Origin of the sequence: Micromonospora sp. NPDC005171 (genome assembly GCF_040608575.1) — a bacterium.
Lineage (GTDB): Bacteria > Actinomycetota > Actinomycetes > Mycobacteriales > Micromonosporaceae > Micromonospora.
This window is the reverse complement of the sequence record NZ_JBEXIM010000015.1, coordinates 87,920-104,465: the sequence shown is the minus strand read 5'-3', so window position 1 is coordinate 104,465 and position 16,546 is coordinate 87,920. Positions and strand designations below refer to the sequence as shown.

Below are 16,546 nucleotides of genomic sequence, written 5' to 3'. Positions count from 1 at the left end.
TGCCGGTCGCGGTGACCGGCACGAGGAGGATGCCGACGTGGGTCTGATGACCATCGGGGCGTTCGCCCGGGCGGCGAGGCTGACGCCGAAGGCGTTGCGCCTGTACGACCAGGGTGGGCTGCTGGTGCCGGCCGCTGTCGATCCGGAGTCCGGTTACCGGCTCTACGACCCGGCTCAGCTGCCGGTGGCCCGGCTGGTCGCCCAGTTGCGTCGGCTCGGTATGCCGCTGGCGACGATCCGGGTGGTGTGTGGCCTGCAACCGGTCGCGGCGGCGGAGGCGATCAGCGCGTACTGGCGGCAGGTCAGTGCGGACACCGCGGCGCGCGCCCGGCTCGCCACCCTCCTCGTGGACCACCTGTCTGAAGGGGGCGCCACCATGTCTGACCCGAATTCCACAGTTGCCGTCCGCTGCGCGGCCGGTTGTGACACCGGGTTGGCGCGCGACAGCAACGAGGACACCGCGTACGCCAGCGAGCGGTTGCTCGCCGTGGCCGACGGGATGCGGGGGCCCGGCGGCGCTGCCGCCAGCGCGGCCGCCGTCGACGCCCTGCGGCCGTTGGAACTCACCGACGTGCCGGCCGCCGACCTGCTGACGATGCTGGCCGGCGCGGTGAGTGACGCCGACCGTGCCGTGCACGGGTTGGCCAGCGACGCCGACCAGCCGGTCACCACGCTGACCGCGTTGCTGTTCAGTGGTGCCCGGTTGGCGCTGGTGCACGTCGGTGACACTCGCGCCTACCTGCTGCGCGGCGGTGAACTGTCGCTGCTCACCCACGATCACACCTGGGTGCAGGCCCAGGTCGATCAGGGCCGGCTCGACCGGGACCAGGCCGTGGCGCATCCTCAGCGGGCGGTGCTGGTGCGTGCCCTCGGCGGCGGTCGGCAGGTCGAGGCTGATCTGGCGTTGCGTACCGCGCTGCCCGGTGACCGGTACCTGCTGTGCTCTGACGGGTTGTCCGCGGTCGTCGACCGGGCCGACCTGCGGTCGGCGTTGACCGCGACGGACGGCCCTGAGGACACGGTGCGGGCGTTGATCGATCTGGCGCGGGCCGAGGGGGCGCCGGACAACATCGCGTGCGTCGTCGCCGACGTCGCGGCGGCGTAGAGGGTTGTCTTGGGTCGCCGACGCCGAGCCCCGTGTCGGGTGGGGTCGCCCGCTGGACGCGGGGCTCGGCGTCGGCGGACTGGTTGAGGCAGCATGGAGAGGTGATGGAGAGCTTCGACGCGTTGACCTCGCTGGTGGCCGGTGGTGGGGTGGTGGTGCTCAGCGGCGCCGGTCTGTCCACCGAGTCGGGAATTCCGGACTACCGAGGGCCTAGCGGGGTGGCGCGACGGCACACGCCGATGACCTTCCAGGCGTTCACCCGGGATCCCCTGGCCCGGCGGCGCTACTGGGCGCGTAGCCACCTGGGGTGGCGGTTGATCGCGGGCGCGGCGCCCAACGCCGGGCATCTGGCGGTGGCCGCGCTGCAACACGCCGGTCTGGTCGACACGGTGATCACCCAGAACGTCGACGGTCTGCACGGTGCGGCCGGCAGCCCGGCGGTGATCGAGTTGCACGGTCGCCTGGACGAGGTGACCTGCCTGGACTGCGGCAACCTGACCTCCCGGGAGGAGCTTCACCGGCGGCTGCGCGAGGCCAACCCGGACTTCGTGGCCCGCGTCGCCGCGATCAACCCGGACGGTGATGTTGATCTCCCCGATGAGCAGGTGGCGGCGTTCCGGCCGGTGGACTGCGGGATCTGCGGCACCGGGATGCTGAAACCCGACGTGGTGTTCTTCTGTGAGACGGTGCCGCCGCAGCGGGTGTCGCGGTGTTTCGCGGCCGTGGAGCAGGCCCGGTCGTTGCTGGTGCTCGGGTCGTCGTTGACGGTGATGTCGGGGCGCCGTTTCGTGATTCGGGCCGCGAAACGGGGCATCCCGGTCGCGATTGTCAACCAGGGGGCGACCCGGGGTGACGGCCACGCCACCGTGTGCGTCGACGCCCCGTTGGGTGCGGTGCTTCCGCAGCTGGCCGCGCGGGTGGGCGCCGGGGCGCCGCTGGGGGTGTGACGGCGGGCCCCAACCGACGGCGGGGGTAGGACATCCGCCGGAAACACCAGCGCTGGTAGCGTTGAGCACGCCGGTAACACCCACGTGGGAGAGACCGCCCGAGAGCACGCAGGGCGGCGCCGAAGGGGCAAATCCTCCCCGGAACCTCTCAGGCAAAAGGACCTCGTGGGCAGGCACTGTGGAGTGCCCCTGTGGGTGCGACAGAGGGGGAGGCCGACACGTCGACCTCGCCCCGGGAGTGCCCCTGATGACCGTAGAGCAGTTCGCCACCCGTCACATCGGTCCCGGCCCCGACGATGAGCGTCGGATGTTGAAGGTCGTCGGGCACGACTCGATCGACGAGCTGATGGACGCCGCGATCCCCGAGGTGATCCGCTGGCACGGCACCCTCGACCTGCCCGACCCGGCCACCGAAGCCGAGACGATCGCCGAGCTGCGGGCCCTCGCGGCCCGTAACACCGTCGCCGTCTCCATGATCGGCCTGGGGTACCACGGCACGCACACCCCGGCGGTGATCCGCCGCAACGTCCTCGAAGACCCGGCCTGGTACACGGCGTACACCCCGTACCAGCCGGAGATCAGCCAGGGCCGCCTGGAGGCGCTGCTGAACTTCCAGACCATGGTCACCGACCTGACCGGCCTGACCACCGCGAACGCCTCCATGCTCGACGAGGGCACCGCCGCCGCGGAGGCGATGACCCTCGCGCGGCGGGCCTCCAAGAGCAAGAGCGGCGTGTACGTCGTCGACGCCGACGCGTTGCCGCAGACCATCGCGGTGATCACCAGCCGGGCCGAGCCGCTCGGCATCGACGTGCGGGTCCTCGACGTGCAGCGTGACGAGTTGCCGGCGGAGTTCTTCGGCCTGCACCTGCAGTATCCGGGTGCGTCCGGTGCGGTGCGGGACGACGCGGCGCTGGTCGAGGCGGCGCACGCCGTCGGCGCCCTGGTGACCGTCGCGGCGGACCTGCTGGCGTTGACGCTGCTGCGGGCGCCAGGGGAGATCGGCGCGGACATCGCCGCCGGCACCACCCAACGTTTCGGCGTACCGATGGGCTTCGGTGGGCCGCACGCCGGTTACCTGGCGGTGCGTTCCGGCCTGGAGCGGATGCTGCCCGGGCGGCTGGTCGGCGTGTCGCGCGACGCGGACGGCAACCCGGCCTACCGGTTGGCGTTGCAGACCCGTGAGCAGCACATTCGGCGGGAGAAGGCGACGAGCAACATCTGCACCGCGCAGGTGCTGCTCGCGGTGATGGCGGGCATGTACGCCGTCTACCACGGCCCGGACGGGCTGCGGGACATCGCGACGCGTACCCATGCGATGGCGGCGCGGCTCGCGGCCGGGTTGCGCGCCGGTGGGGTGGACGTCGCGGACGTTGCGTTCTTCGACACCGTCACCGTGACAGTGCCGGGCGCGGCGGCGTCTGTCGTCGAGGCCGCCGTGCAGCGGGGGGTGAACCTGCGGCTGGTCGACGCGGACCGGGTGGGGATGTCCTGCGACGAGACGACCACCGACGCGCATCTGCGGGAGGTGTGGGCGGCGTTCGGGGTGCCCGCGTTCGACGGCGCCGTGGACGCCGCGCTGCCGGTCGACCTGACCCGCGGCAGTGACTTCCTCACCCACCCGGTGTTCCGCAGCCACCACTCGGAGACGGCGATGTTGCGCTACCTGCGGCGGCTGTCGGACTTCGACTACGCCCTGGACCGGGGCATGATCCCCCTCGGGTCGTGCACGATGAAGCTGAACGCGACCACCGAGATGGAGCCGGTCAGCTGGGCGGAGTTCGCGAACATCCATCCGTTCGCGCCGGACGCGCAGACCGCCGGGTACCGGGAGATGATCGGTCAGCTGGAGTCGTGGCTGGCCGAGGTGACCGGCTACGACGCGGTGAGCGTGCAGCCCAACGCCGGGTCGCAGGGCGAGTTGGCCGGGTTGCTGGCGATCCGCTCGTACCATGCGTCGCGGGGTGAGACGCACCGCGACGTGTGCCTGATCCCGTCGTCGGCGCACGGCACGAACGCGGCGTCGGCGGTGATGGCCGGCATGCGGGTCGTGGTGGTGGCCTGCGACGACGACGGCAACGTCGACCTCGTCGACCTGGACGCGAAGATCGACAAGCACCGGGACGCGCTCGCCGCGATCATGGTGACGTACCCGTCGACGCACGGCGTGTACGAGACGGGCATCGCGTCGCTGTGCGCGAAGGTCCACGACGCCGGCGGGCAGGTGTACGTCGACGGGGCGAACCTCAACGCCCTGGTCGGGTTCGCCAAGCCGGGCAAGTTCGGCGCGGACGTGTCGCACCTGAACCTGCACAAGACGTTCTGCATCCCGCACGGCGGCGGGGGCCCCGGGGTGGGCCCGGTGGCGGTCCGCGCGCACCTGGCGCCGTTCCTGCCCGGTGACCCGCTGGGCGCGCACGCCGACAGCACGCCGGCGATCTCGGCGGCGAAGTACGGGTCGGCGGGGATCCTGCCGATCCCGTGGGCGTACCTGCGGATGATGGGCGCCGAGGGCCTGACCCGGGCGACCGGCGTCGCGGTCCTCGCCGCGAACTACGTGGCGGCGCGGCTGCGCGGGCACTTCCCGGTGCTGTACGCCGGCAACAAGGGCCTGGTGGCGCACGAGTGCATCCTCGACCTGCGGCCGTTGACGAAGGCGACCGGGGTGAGCGTCGACGACGTGGCGAAGCGGCTGATCGACTACGGCTTCCACGCGCCCACGATGTCGTTCCCGGTGGCGGGGACGCTGATGGTGGAGCCGACCGAGAGCGAGGATCTGGCCGAGCTGGACCGGTTCTGCGACGCGATGATCGCGATCCGTGCGGAGATCGAGCAGGTGGGTTCCGGGGCGTGGCCGGCGGGGGATAACCCCCTCGCGAACGCGCCGCACACCGCGGCGATGGTCAGCGGTGACGAGTGGTCGCACGCGTACCCGCGGTCGGTGGGCGCGTACCCGGCCGGGGTGGACCGGGCCGGGAAGTACTGGCCGCCGGTGCGGCGCATCGACGGCGCGTACGGCGACCGGAACCTGGTCTGCTCGTGCCCGTCGCCGGAGGCGTTCGAGGACTGACAACGCCGCCGGCGTTGGACGGCTGACGGCGGGCGCCGGGGCGGGCGGTGTACGGCCTGCCCCGGCAGCCGCTGCGACCTGGGCGGGGACGTCCCTTACCGGGGGACTAGCCTGGGTCGACGGCGGCTATTCGGTGACGCTGAGTGGTCGGTCAGGCCACGAGGGCGTGGCGGGCGGGGCCGCGGTGCGGTGCGATGCTGCTGCCGTCGGGAAGCAGCTCGCCGGTGTCCTCGAAGACGATGACACCGTTGCAGAGCAGGCTCCAGCCCTGCTCACGGAAGCAGGCGAGGACCCGCGCGGCTTCCCGATCGGTGGCTTCAGCGGAGGGGCAGGTCGGTTGGTGCTGGCACATCGGGTTCTCCGGACTGTGGGGGCACTGTGTCATGGTTCACATGACCAGTGACGCACAGTACCAAGCGAAAGTGTCCAGCATCGAGCAGGTGCCCGCCTGGTGCCCGCTAAATCCACTGAACGGATGAGGAAGGTTGGACCGTACGGCGTGGACACGCTCCCACTCGTGTGCGCAGAGGCCCGCAGCCCAGTTGCAGACGCCGCCGGCCGCGGCCCGGCCGCGTCTGCCGGTGTACCCGCCGCGCCGGCCGCGTGCCGGGGCGCGCTGACCGAACGCGCCCGCCTGCACTGGTCTCGCGGCGACGGCGGTGACCCCGCGGCCCTCGCCGAGGAGTTCCTCGCCGCGCACGGCCTGCCCCTGCACGACCTGACCCGACCCGCCACCGCACAGCACGGCACCGGGGTCTGCGGCGCGGCGCTGTACCTGTCCGCCGCCGCCGGGGCGCTGCTGGCCGGCGCGCCCACCGGGGCACCCGAACCCGCGCCGGCCCTGCCCGACCTCGCCGTCGTCGTCTACGAACACGGCCCCACCCGGGCCGCCCGGCCCGGGCCACCGCCGCCGTGGTGGCTCGGCGACTGGGTCGAGAGCTGGACCCCCGGTCAGCACGCCGCCGCCGTCGACGCGGTCCGCGCCGCGATCGGCCGCGGCGACGTCTACCAGAGCAACCTCGTCGGCCACGCCGCCGCCCCCTACACCGGCGACCCGCTGCCCGCCCTGAGTCGCCTCGGCGCGCTCCCCGGCGCCCGCTACGGCGGCGTCCTCACCGGCGACGGGTGGGCCATCGGCTGCGCCTCACCGGAAACCCTCGTCGAGGTCACCGACGGGCAGGTGATCACCCGACCGATCAAGGGCACCCGCCCGGCCACCGCCGCCGGCCGCGCCGAACTGCTCACCAGCGCGAAGGAACGCGCCGAACACATCATGATCGTCGACCTGGAACGCAACGACCTCGCCCGCATCGCCCGCACCGGCACCGTCGTTGTCGACGACCTGTTCGCCGTCCGCCGCTGGTGCGACCTGTGGCAGGCCGAGTCGACGGTCCGCGCCGCCGCCGCCGACGGCCTCGGCCTCGCCGACCTGCTGCGCGCCACCTGCCCCGGCGGCTCCGTCACCGGCGCTCCGAAACTCGCCGCCCTGGCCCAGATCAACGCCCTCGAACCGGTCGGCCGGGGCGCCAGCATGGGCGCGCTGGGCTGGGTCGCCCCGGGCCACGTCGACCTCGGCCTGACCATCCGCACCGCCGCCGCCGACGGTCAACGGCTGCACACCTGGGCCGGCGGTGGCATCACCTGGGACAGCGACGCACACGCCGAGGTCGCCGAGGCCGCCGGGAAGACCGCCCCGGTCCGCGCCACCCTGGCCGGGCGCTGACCGCAGCAGCGCACGGCGATACGCTGACCCCCATGACCATGCGGCCCATCCGGATCATCGGCGACCCTGTCCTACGCACCGGATGCGAACCGGTCACCACCTTCGACGCCGAGCTGCGCGCCCTCGTCACCGACCTGATGGACACCCTGCTCGGCGCCCCCGGCCGTGCCGGCGTGGCCGCACCGCAGATCGGCGTCAGCGCCCAGGTGTTCGTCTACGACGCCGACGGGCACCGCGGCCACCTCATCAACCCCACCCTGGAGCTGTCCGACGAGCTCCAGGACGACGAGGAGGGATGCCTGTCCATCCCCGGGCTGTACTTCCCGACCGTGCGGGCCCTGCACGCCACCGCCCACGGCGTCGACCAGCACGGCGAGCCGTTGACCATCGCCGGCAGCGGGTTCCTGGCCCGCGCCCTGCAACACGAGACCGACCACCTGGGCGGGAAGCTCTACGTCGACACCCTGCGCGGCGACACCCGCCGCCGGGCCCTCCGCGAGATCCGCGCCGGGCGCTTCGACTCACCCAGCCGCCGCGGCTAGCGCCGTCAACGTCCACTCGTCGTAATCGGCGACCCGGGTGAAACCCACCCGCTCGTACAGGCGCACCGCGGCCGCGTTGTCCGCCTTCACGTTGAGCGTGACGTGCTCGACGGTCTCCCGCAGCCGGGCGCACAACGCCGCCACCACCGACGCGCCGAGCCCCCGCCCCCGCCAGAGCGGATGCGTCGTGACGTTGCCCAGGGCCGCCACCCCGTACGCCGGCGAGAACACGTGCACCCCGGCCACCGCCACCAACGCATCCCCGTCGCGGGCCCCCAGGTACTGCCCGGTCTGCAGCATCCGCTCGTCGAACCAGTTGCCGGGGTACGCCAGCGCGTACAACTCCCGCACCTGCGGCAGGTCCGCCGCGCCGAGCACCACCCCCACCGGGGCCACCGTGCCCAGCCGCGCCGGATCGGTCAACGCCATCCGGTGATGCCGGCCACCGGCAGAAAACCGGAACGCCCCGGACAGGGCACCTGTCAGACCGGGGGACAGGTGCGCGTACAGCCGGGCCGGCAGCACCGGCGCCAGCTCCGCCAGCAACACCGCGAGCGACCCGCGGTCCGCCGGCGCGGCGAACGCCAGCAACGTCGGCAGGTCCGTGCCGTGGTACAGCAACGCGACCTGCTCACCCCGGCGAAACCACGACGTGTACGGCCAGAAGAAGTCGTCCAGGTCGCCCAACTGGTACGCGTGCAACATTGGGTCACGCCCCAACAACCGCGCCAGCACCGCACGATCGTGCTCGGCCCGCACCGCCATCAGCGGGCCACCCACTGGTCATGGCCGAGCTTCGCGACCAACGCCACCACCACCACCAGCAACACCACCCGCACGAACCCCGACCCGCGGCGCAACGCCATCCGCGCCCCCAGCACCGCGCCGGCGATGTTGCACACCGCCATGCCCGCGCCCAGCAACCACCACACGTGCCCGGTCACCCCGAACACCACAAGCGCACCCAGGTTCGTCCCCGCGTTGACGACCTTCGCCATCGCCGAGCCGTGCACGAAGTCCGCGCCCACCACCGCGGTGAACGCCAACACCAGGAACGTGCCCGTGCCCGGGCCGATCAACCCGTCGTACAGGGCGATGCCCACACCGGCCACCGCGACCACCACGCCCACCCGCACCGGGGTGCGCTTCGCCGGCACCGCCACCACCCCCATCCGGGGACGCAGCAGCACGAACACCGCCACCGCCACCAGCACCACCAGCACAACCGGCCGGTACGCCGACGCCGGCACCGACCCGGCCAGCGCCGCGCCCACCCCCGCGCTGAGCACCGCGAACCCCGCAGCCGGGCCCGCCACCCGCCAGTCGACTTTCGTTCGGCGGGCGTACGTCGCCGCCGCCGTGGCCGTACCGAAGATCGCGGCCAACTTGTTCGTGCCCAGCGCGGTGGCCACCGGCAACCCCGGTGCGGCCACCAGCAACGCCGGCAGCAGCAACAACCCGCCACCACCGACCACGGCATCGACCCACCCGGCCATCGCGGCGGCGGCCAGCAGGGTACTCAGCGTCACGGCGTCCACGGGCGGCAATTCTCCCCACCCGACGCGCCCCACCGGGCACCCGAGTGGCCAGCCTCACCCGGTCACCGACCCCGCGTACGCCGCAACCACACCCCCAACGCGCCGACCGCCAAGAACACCAGCACCGAGCACAGCAACACCTTCACCACCCGGCAACCATGCCACGGGCACGTAAGGTGCAGGAGTGCGCCTGGCCACCTTCAACCTGCTGCACGGACGGTCCCTCACCGACGGGCTCGTCGACTCCGACCGGCTCGCCGCCGCCATCGGCGCCCTCGACGCCGACGTGCTCGCCCTGCAGGAGGTCGACCGCGACCAACGCCGCAGCGGCAACCTCGACCTCACCGCCATCGCCGCCCGCGCCCTCGACGCACCCCACCACCGCTTCGCCGCCGCAGTCGTCGGCACCCCCGGCGAACAGTTCCGCCCACTGCGCCACGACGACGACGGCCACGGCGAACCCTGCTACGGCATCGGGCTGATCAGCCGCCACCCCGTACGCAGCTGGCAGGTCACCCGGCTCAAACCGGCGCCCGTGCGCTCACCGGTCTACGTGCCCGGCCCCCGCGGCGGTCTCATCCTGCTGCACGACGAGCCCCGCGTGGTCCTCGCCGCCGTCCTGGACACCCCGCACGGCCCCCTCACCGTCGCCGCGACCCACCTGTCCTTCGTGCCCGGCTGGAACGCCCGCCAACTCCGTCAGACCGTCCGCGCCCTGCGCGCGCTACCCGGCCCCCGCGTCCTGCTCGGCGACCTCAACCTGCCCGCCGGCGCGGCCCGGCTCATCTCCGGCTGGCGCCCCCTGGGCCGACGCCCCACCTACCCCTCCGGGCAGCCCCGCGTGCAACTCGACCACATCCTCGCCGACCGGCACGCCCTCACCGCCCTCCCACCGGTACGCGCCGTCACCGCGCCAGCGTCCACCATCTCCGACCACCGCCCCCTGCTGGTAGACCTTGGCTGACGACCGCACCCGACACCTAGGGAGCTGACCATGAGCGACGCACCGGACACGATCGTCCTCATCCACGGGTTCTGGGTGACCCCCCGCAGCTGGGAAAACTGGGTCACCCACTACCAGGACAAGGGCTTTGAGGTGCTCACCCCCACCTACCCCGGGTTGGAAGGCGAGGTCGAGGCGATCAACGCCGACCCCGGCCCACTGGAGACGCTGACCGCGCCGCAGGTCATCGCGCACCTGTCGTCGGTGGTCGCCGCGCTGCCCAAGCCGCCGATCCTCATGGGCCACTCCGCCGGCGGGGCGTTCACCCAGGTGCTGCTCGACCGGGGGTACGGCGCCAGTGCCGTCGTGCTCAACTCGGCGCCCACCGAAGGCGTCCGGAACATCCCGTTCTCGCAGCTGCGCTCCACCTTCCCGGTGCTGCGCAACCCCGCCAACCGGCACCGCGCCGTCGGGTTCACCTTCGAGCAGTGGAACTACGCGTTCACCAACACCTTCGACGAGCAGGAGGCCCGCGCCCTGTACGAGCGCTACGCCATCCCCGCCGCCGGCGGCATCCTCTGGGACAGCGTCCTGGCCAACCTGCTGCCCGGCCCCCAGGACATCGCCGTCGACTACCACAACGACCAGCGCGCGCCGCTGCTGTTCATCTCCGGCTCGGAGGACCACATCATGCCGCCCAGGGTGCAGCGCGCGAACGCCGCGCTCTACCAGGGCGACACCATCACCGAGGTCGAGCTCTTCGAGGGGTACGCGCACCTGCTGCCCGCGCAGCAGGGCTGGCAACGCATCGCCGACGTCGCCCTCGACTGGGCCCTGCGCCACGCCGGCTGACCGCGACGCCGCACCGCACCGCGCCGACCGTTCGGCCTGACGCCGCGCCGGCTCGGGCTGTCGTCGCCTTCAAGGCCGACTCGGCCTGACGCCGCGCTCAAAGCCGGACACCCCGCCTTTTTGGACGACCGGGTCGATCAAGGGCCGGCGGGGGAGCGGACCACCAAGTCGCAAGATTCCCTCAAGATCATTGCATCGACGAACTCCGACGATCATGCTGGTCGATACGCGCCACGATCAACTCGTCGGAGGCCACATGAGACGCCAGCGACCCACCCTCATCGCCGTGTCAACCATCATCGCCGTCACCCTCACCACCGCAGCACCCAGCCCCGCCAACGCCGCACCACCCGACCAGGTCACCGCCCTCACCGCCCACCAGGCCGACGGATACACCACCCTCGCGTGGCAACCCGTCGACGGCGCCACCGACTACCAGATCGAACGCACCCCCGTCGACGCCGACAACACCCCCACCGGCGCACCCACCATCGTCGGCGTCTGGCGACCCAACCGCCAGATCAACCAACAGGCACCCACCTTCGCCGACGCCGGCTACCACCCCGGCGACACCTTCCAATGGCGCGTACGCGCCCGCACCGGCACCACCGAACAGCCCTACTCCGAGCCGATCACCGCCACCACCACCGCCTCCTGGGGCAACCCCGACACCCCCGGCGAAAGCCTGCGCACCCAGTGGGAAACCACCCACGCCGCGCAGTACACCAGCGACACCGACGAGTACGCCTACACCGCCGCCATCGACGCCCTCAGCGACCGCGTCCGCGTCGTCGAACTCGGCCGCACCGTGCAGAACCGACCCATCAACATGCTCGTCATCGGCCACCCCACCCCACCGGCCACCCCCGCAGCCGTCGCCGCCACCGCACCCGTGGCCATCAACTGCAACGTGCACGGCAACGAACCCGGCGACCGCGAAGCCTGCCTCATCATGGCCCGCCAACTCGCCTTCAGCACCGACAGCCGCATCACCGACCTGCTCAGCCACACCACCGTCCTGATCGTCCCCACCATCAACGGAGACGGCCGCGCCAACAACACCCGCGGCAACTCCACCGGCCAGGACCTCAACCGCGACTACTCCCTGATCCGCCAACCCGAGACCGCCGCGTACATCAGGATGGTCCGCGACTACCGACCCGTCGCCGGCTACGACGGCCACGAGTTCGGCAACTCCCGCGCCGGCGACCTGCCGATGCTGCCCCCACGGCACCAGAACGTCGCCCAACCCATCTTCGACCAGTCCCAGGACATGATCGAAGGCCACATGTACACCAAGGGCGCCGAAGCCGGCTGGTGGGCCTGCCCCTACGGCTGCGAAGGCGGCGGCAACGTCGGCCTCAGCGAGGAAACCATCCTGCGCAACACCCTCGGACTCAAGAACGTCACCAACTCCCTGCTGGAACTGCGCAGCTCCGGCGGCCAGACCCGCCCCGACGAGGGCAACACCGCCAACAACCGACGCCGCAAGACCTACTCGGCCCTGTGGACGTTCCACCAGTTCCTCGACTACCACCGCGCCGACCGCGCCGACATCCTCAAGGCCCGCACCGAGGCCATCGAATCCCAGGCCGCCAACACCGGCCGGCTGGTCTTCCGCGGCTCCCGCCCCATCCCCGCCCACCCGGCACCGCACCCCGGCGACAGCCCACCACCACTCGACGCGCCCCCCGCCGACCTGATCCTCGACAACCCGCCCTGCGCCTACAAACTCACCGACGCGCAGTACAACGGCGTCCGCACCGACGGACCCGGTGGCGTCGGCACCACCGTCGCCCAGCGCATCGCCGCCCACGGCTGGAAGGTCATCACGATCGGCGACGACCACTACGTCCCCCTCAACCAGCCGGAACGCGGCCTCATCCCGCTGCTCCTCGACCCCAAGGGCGTGGAGAAGCTGACCGACGGCGAACGCGTCCACCCCACAGTGACCGGCCGCCGCAACGGACCCCTGGTCGTCACCGGCTTCACCTGCGCCGACGACGCCACCATCAACGGTCCGGTCACCGTCCGGGCCGGCGCGGCGCTCGTCACCACCGCAACGACCATCAGCGGCCCACTCACCGCCACCGGCGCCGCCGGCATCCTCCTCGCCGACAGCGCCATCAACGGCCCGGTCCGCATCGCCAACACCACCGACACGATCTCCATCATCGACGCCACCATCGCCGGCCCCGCCGACCTGTCCGGCAACACCACCGGCACCGACGCACCCGTGCTGGCCGGCACCACCATCCGCGGCCCTCTCCACTGCACCGGCAACAGCCCCACCCCGGAGAACCTCGGCATCGCCAACACCGTCCACGGCCCCCGCACCTCGCAGTGCGCCGCACTGTGACCGACCACTAGCCAACCGTCGTGCCGGCGGCGCGGGACCACCGCCCCCGCCGCCGGCACGCCCCACCAACCCCGTGGAGGCCACCGTGTCGCACCCCGCCACCCCACCGCGACACCCCCGACGGCTCCCCGGCCCGAAAGGCGCTCGGCGCGTCCGACGGGCGCTCGGCCTGCTCCTGCCGACCCTGCTGCTCGCCGCCTGCACCGGCAGCCCCGCAGCTCCTCGCACGGATGCCGTGGCAGCGACCGCCGTACCCCAGGTCACCGGGCCGCTCTGCGCCGCACTGCCCACCGGCGCCGAGCCGGGCAACCCGAGCTTCCTCGCCGGTCAACCCGTCGACCAGGCACTGCGCTGGATCCCCACCCTCACCACCTTCGAAGCGGCACTGCGCACCAGCGGCGTCCTCACCGACTTGCCCACCGGCACCGGCGTCACCGCCCTGGCACCCTCCGACGACGCCTTCGCCGCCACGTTCTCCGAGGACAACTGGGACGACCTCATGACCCGCCACACCGACCAGCTCCGCACCCTGCTGAAAGCCCACCTCATCAGCGGAACCCACCCGATCGCCGACCTGGTCAACGCCGGCACCGCCACCACCCTCGACGGCGTCACCGTCACCGTCACCCGCACCGGGCCCACCGCCCGCCTCGGCGACCGCGCCGACACTGTCTGCGCCGACTACCAGGCCACCAACGCCCGCATCCACATCATCGACGCGGTCCTCGGCCCACTGCCCGTCACCGCCGACGGCACCGACCACCGGGCACACTGACCACCCTCACCCGGGCGGGACCAGACCCGCCAACGCACGGTTGGTCCGGTTCGCGCGGACCGCGTCGCGCTGCTGCCCGGCGGTCACCTCGATGTACGTCTGCGACGACGCCAACGACGCGTGCCCCAACAACCGCATGATCTCCGCCGCGCTCGCACCGTCCTCCGCCAACCGGGTCGCGAAGGTGTGCCGCAGCGCGTGCAACCGCGCACCACGCGGCACCCGGTCACCGATGCCCGCGCGCCGGTAACACGACTCGACGAGATACTGCAGGCCACCACGGCGCAACGGCTCACCACGGCGATCCACCAGGAACGCCGTGTCGGGGCGTACCGACCGCGAACCGAAGCGCCGCGCCCGACTGTCCAGGTAGTCCAGCAGCACTCGGTCCAGGTCCGCCTCGATCGGCACCACCCGAGGCCGCCCGCCCTTGCCCGCCACCGCGATCCGCCGCTCACCGGGCCGACCGCCGAGCGAGTCGACGCGCAACGCCAACAGCTCCGACAGGCGCAGCCCGGCGCAGAGCGCCACCGCCAACACCGCCACGTCCCGCTCCGGCCACGGGTCGCGTTGCCGACCGTCGTCGCGCGCGGCGGACGCGAGCAGCACCTCGGGGGTGTCCGCGCCACGCAGCGGCTTCGGTTGGGGGAGTAGCGCCCGAGGCCGTCCGACCGCCGGCATCGGGTTACCCGCCACGAACCCGTCAGCGACCAGGAACGTGAAGAAACTGTTCCAGGTGGACCACGCCCGGTGCACCGACGCGGGCGCCCGGGGAGCGGCGAACCGGGCGAACGCCGCCCGCATCACCCGGGGGGAGAGGTCGGTGATCGACAACGCGTCCAGGGGGAGGGGAGAGGCCTCCGCGACCAGGGCCGCGACCGCGTGCAGATCTCTGCGGTACGCGGCGAGAGTGTGCGGGGAGGGCTTGCGGGTGGCCCGTGCGGTCAGGAACTCCTCGATCAGCACGGTGAGCGATTCGTCCTGTTTGTCATGCATAAGGGATATTATGCAGCATTTTCGGGTTTCCCGGAAGGGGACCGAGAGAGGGGGAGGAGATGCCAGAACCCCGCCGGTACGTCCTCACGGGAGCACCGGGCGCCGGCAAGACAACCATGATCGAGGCGCTGCACCACAGGGGACACGGCACCGTCCGAGAGGCCGCCACCGACCTCATCGCCGAGAGGCAGGCACAGGGGTACGCAGAGCCGTGGCACGACACCGACTTCGTCGACGCCGTCGCCGCGCTGCAACACCACCGGCAGGTCGGAGCCGACCCGCGTCAGCCGGTCCAGTTCTACGACCGGTCGCCGCTCTGCACCCTGGCGCTGGCCCGCCACCTGGGCAGACCCATCGGCCCGGCGCTGACCGCCGAGGTGGACCGCATCATGCGCGAGCGCACCTACCTACGCCTGGTGTTCCTGATCAGCCCGCTGAGTTTCATCCGGCACACCGCAGCCCGCCAGATCAGCTACGCCGACGCGCTGGCCTTCGCCCGCCTGCACCGGAAGGTGTACGAGCAGCACGGGCACCAGCTGGTCGACGTGCCAGCCGGACCGGTGCGGACACGGGTGGCCCTGATCGAGGAACACGTATCGTGCGCGACATGACGTCGCCCGGTGCCAGCTGCCCCGAGTGCGGTCAACCCGGCACACCCACCGTGTACCGAGATCCGGACGATCCCATGGCCTGGGTCTGTCCCGAGGGGCACCGGTGGCGGGCGACCGACCGGCCCGGGTGGTCCCCATGGGCGACGCCCACCGCCGTCGTCGCACCCCACGACTCCAGTGACACCACAACCCGGACCGGCCCCGTCCAGGTCGACAAGGACGGGCGGCGCTGGCGGATCGGCACGGCCAGCGACGTCGCCTGGCTCGCCGGGCGCACCACGCAGGGCTTCTCGGTCATCACCGCGATTCCGCCGGTGTTCGAGGCGTACGGCACCTTCCACCCGCCCGACGGGGTCGGTCTCGACGCCCACGAACACGCGGTGATCGACGAACTGGCGGCGTGCACGCCCGAGCAACCCTGGTGGCTGGGCTTCCTCGACACCGGCGCCCACGACGTCGTCTTCCCGCGCGCCCCGAGGGTGTTCCTCTACTGGGACTGGCCCTACGTGCTGGTCGAGGCCGGGCCGGAACAGGCCCTCAGCTGGCGGACCGGCCACATGCGCGGCGACGGGGCGCTGCCCGACCTGTTCTTTCCGGCGGATCGCTCCTGGCTCGTCTCGGCCCTGTGGGACGACACCTGGACCGACATCGGCGCCAGCGCCGCCGTGCTCGCGGCGCTGGCGCGCAACCCGCTGGTCAACGCGCGCCTCGTCGGGCCGGACGGGGACGCGTGTCCGCCCGGTCTGACGCGGGACTGACCCCGGCCGGCCGACGACGAGGGGACCGCCAGAACGTCCTACTTTACATAATGTGCATTATCGAATGTGCTTCGGTAGCTCGGAAGTCGCCGAGAAGGGGGTGACACCGCCACTTGCCGCACTCGGTCGACGAGGGTGCGTGAGGCATTCACGGGATGTGCCTGACCCACGTGGCGAGCGCCGAGGCGCACGTACGCGGCGACGCCGCCGAACGCACCTGGCGGCATTACCACCAGAACGCTTCAGCAGAACCGTTGGCCATCCCTACAGCGGCGACTGCCCCTGGTGCGAGCCGCTGGAACGCGATCGGCATCTGGTAAGGGCGGC

15 protein-coding genes and 1 riboswitch are annotated in these 16,546 nt (G+C 72.2%); of the genes, 11 read left to right on the top strand and 4 right to left on the bottom strand.

The genetic code is table 11. The annotated features are described in order from the left end of the window. The first annotated feature begins 37 nt into the window (after positions 1-37). From ABZU74_RS19675 to gcvP, 3 genes are all read left to right on the top strand, one after another. Positions 38-1,105, top strand: a complete 1,068-nt coding sequence (locus ABZU74_RS19675; RefSeq protein WP_355425724.1) for a MerR family transcriptional regulator — start codon at positions 38-40, stop codon at positions 1,103-1,105. A 104-nt stretch (positions 1,106-1,209) separates the two neighbouring features. Then, positions 1,210-2,052: an NAD-dependent protein deacetylase gene (locus ABZU74_RS19670; protein ID WP_355425637.1), complete on the top strand. Its 843-nt coding sequence runs from the start codon at positions 1,210-1,212 to the stop codon at positions 2,050-2,052. Between the two features lie 75 nt (positions 2,053-2,127). Next, positions 2,128-2,226: riboswitch (glycine riboswitch) on the top strand. Positions 2,227-2,299: 73 nt separating this feature from the next. After that, on the top strand, positions 2,300-5,122 hold the full coding sequence (gcvP, locus tag ABZU74_RS19665; protein ID WP_355425634.1) for an aminomethyl-transferring glycine dehydrogenase: 2,823 nt from the start codon (positions 2,300-2,302) through the stop codon (positions 5,120-5,122). 151 nt (positions 5,123-5,273) lie between these two features. Here the strand turns inward: gcvP and ABZU74_RS19660 are convergent, their stop codons facing one another. Then, positions 5,274-5,474, bottom strand: coding sequence for a DUF5999 family protein (locus ABZU74_RS19660; RefSeq protein WP_007460326.1), 201 nt, complete (start codon positions 5,472-5,474; stop codon positions 5,274-5,276). A gap of 96 nt (positions 5,475-5,570) precedes the next feature. On the opposite strand from ABZU74_RS19660, the gene ABZU74_RS19655 reads away from it, so the two are divergent. Together ABZU74_RS19655 and ABZU74_RS19650 are read left to right on the top strand one after the other, a co-directional pair. Continuing rightward, positions 5,571-6,845: a chorismate-binding protein gene (locus tag ABZU74_RS19655; protein WP_355425721.1), complete on the top strand. Its 1,275-nt coding sequence runs from the start codon at positions 5,571-5,573 to the stop codon at positions 6,843-6,845. Positions 6,846-6,877: 32 nt separating this feature from the next. Further along, on the top strand, positions 6,878-7,387 hold the full coding sequence (locus ABZU74_RS19650) for a peptide deformylase (protein WP_091398002.1): 510 nt from the start codon (positions 6,878-6,880) through the stop codon (positions 7,385-7,387). Here the strand turns inward: ABZU74_RS19650 and ABZU74_RS19645 are convergent. Continuing rightward, positions 7,367-8,152 carry a GNAT family N-acetyltransferase gene (locus ABZU74_RS19645; RefSeq protein WP_355425631.1) on the bottom strand — a complete coding sequence of 262 codons (786 nt, stop codon included), beginning with the start codon at positions 8,150-8,152 and terminating at the stop codon, positions 7,367-7,369. The two genes, ABZU74_RS19650 and ABZU74_RS19645, sit on opposite strands and share 21 nt — an antisense overlap. Further along, positions 8,152-8,925 carry a TSUP family transporter gene (locus ABZU74_RS19640; protein ID WP_355425628.1) on the bottom strand — a complete coding sequence of 258 codons (774 nt, stop codon included), beginning with the start codon at positions 8,923-8,925 and terminating at the stop codon, positions 8,152-8,154. Before ABZU74_RS19640 ends, ABZU74_RS19645 begins: the two co-directional genes overlap by 1 nt. Positions 8,926-9,109: 184 nt before the next feature. On the opposite strand from ABZU74_RS19640, the gene ABZU74_RS19635 reads away from it, so the two are divergent. The 4 genes from ABZU74_RS19635 (at position 9,110) to ABZU74_RS19620 (ending at position 13,854) form a co-directional block, all read left to right on the top strand. Further along, positions 9,110-9,889: an endonuclease/exonuclease/phosphatase family protein gene (locus ABZU74_RS19635; protein ID WP_355425625.1), complete on the top strand. Its 780-nt coding sequence runs from the start codon at positions 9,110-9,112 to the stop codon at positions 9,887-9,889. Positions 9,890-9,919: 30 nt separating this feature from the next. Continuing rightward, positions 9,920-10,720, top strand: coding sequence for an alpha/beta fold hydrolase (locus tag ABZU74_RS19630; RefSeq protein ID WP_355425622.1), 801 nt, complete (start codon positions 9,920-9,922; stop codon positions 10,718-10,720). Positions 10,721-11,006: 286 nt separating this feature from the next. Continuing rightward, on the top strand, positions 11,007-13,079 hold the full coding sequence (locus ABZU74_RS19625) for a M14 family zinc carboxypeptidase (RefSeq protein ID WP_355425619.1): 2,073 nt from the start codon (positions 11,007-11,009) through the stop codon (positions 13,077-13,079). Positions 13,080-13,164: 85 nt separating this feature from the next. Continuing rightward, entirely contained in the window at positions 13,165-13,854 is a 690-nt protein-coding gene (locus ABZU74_RS19620) for a fasciclin domain-containing protein (protein ID WP_355425617.1), read from the top strand. A gap of 6 nt (positions 13,855-13,860) precedes the next feature. On the opposite strand, the gene ABZU74_RS19615 is transcribed toward ABZU74_RS19620, so the two are convergent. Continuing rightward, the gene (locus ABZU74_RS19615; RefSeq protein ID WP_355425614.1) at positions 13,861-14,850 is read right to left on the bottom strand and encodes a tyrosine-type recombinase/integrase; all 990 of its coding nucleotides are present in this window, start codon (positions 14,848-14,850) and stop codon (positions 13,861-13,863) included. Positions 14,851-14,909: 59 nt separating this feature from the next. On the opposite strand from ABZU74_RS19615, the gene ABZU74_RS19610 reads away from it, so the two are divergent. Both ABZU74_RS19610 and ABZU74_RS19605 read left to right on the top strand, forming a co-directional pair. Beyond that, entirely contained in the window at positions 14,910-15,461 is a 552-nt protein-coding gene (locus ABZU74_RS19610) for an AAA family ATPase (RefSeq protein WP_355425612.1), read from the top strand. Then, positions 15,458-16,219 carry a hypothetical protein gene (locus tag ABZU74_RS19605; protein ID WP_355425610.1) on the top strand — a complete coding sequence of 254 codons (762 nt, stop codon included), beginning with the start codon at positions 15,458-15,460 and terminating at the stop codon, positions 16,217-16,219. Before ABZU74_RS19610 ends, ABZU74_RS19605 begins: the two co-directional genes overlap by 4 nt. Positions 16,220-16,546 lie beyond the last annotated feature (327 nt).

What these genes read in the sequence shown, in the direction of transcription:
- ABZU74_RS19670 (WP_355425637.1), top strand. Translation starts at nt 1,210, where the DNA reads ATGGAGAGCTTCGACGCGTTGACCTCGCTGGTGGCCGGTGGTGGGGTG.
- gcvP (WP_355425634.1), top strand. Translation starts at nt 2,300, where the DNA reads ATGACCGTAGAGCAGTTCGCCACCCGTCACATCGGTCCCGGCCCCGAC.
- ABZU74_RS19660 (WP_007460326.1), bottom strand. Translation starts at nt 5,474, where the DNA reads ATGTGCCAGCACCAACCGACCTGCCCCTCCGCTGAAGCCACCGATCGG.
- ABZU74_RS19650 (WP_091398002.1), top strand. Translation starts at nt 6,878, where the DNA reads ATGACCATGCGGCCCATCCGGATCATCGGCGACCCTGTCCTACGCACC.
- ABZU74_RS19645 (WP_355425631.1), bottom strand. Translation starts at nt 8,152, where the DNA reads ATGGCGGTGCGGGCCGAGCACGATCGTGCGGTGCTGGCGCGGTTGTTG.
- ABZU74_RS19630 (WP_355425622.1), top strand. Translation starts at nt 9,920, where the DNA reads ATGAGCGACGCACCGGACACGATCGTCCTCATCCACGGGTTCTGGGTG.
- ABZU74_RS19615 (WP_355425614.1), bottom strand. Translation starts at nt 14,850, where the DNA reads ATGCATGACAAACAGGACGAATCGCTCACCGTGCTGATCGAGGAGTTC.
- ABZU74_RS19610 (WP_355425612.1), top strand. Translation starts at nt 14,910, where the DNA reads ATGCCAGAACCCCGCCGGTACGTCCTCACGGGAGCACCGGGCGCCGGC.
- ABZU74_RS19605 (WP_355425610.1), top strand. Translation starts at nt 15,458, where the DNA reads ATGACGTCGCCCGGTGCCAGCTGCCCCGAGTGCGGTCAACCCGGCACA.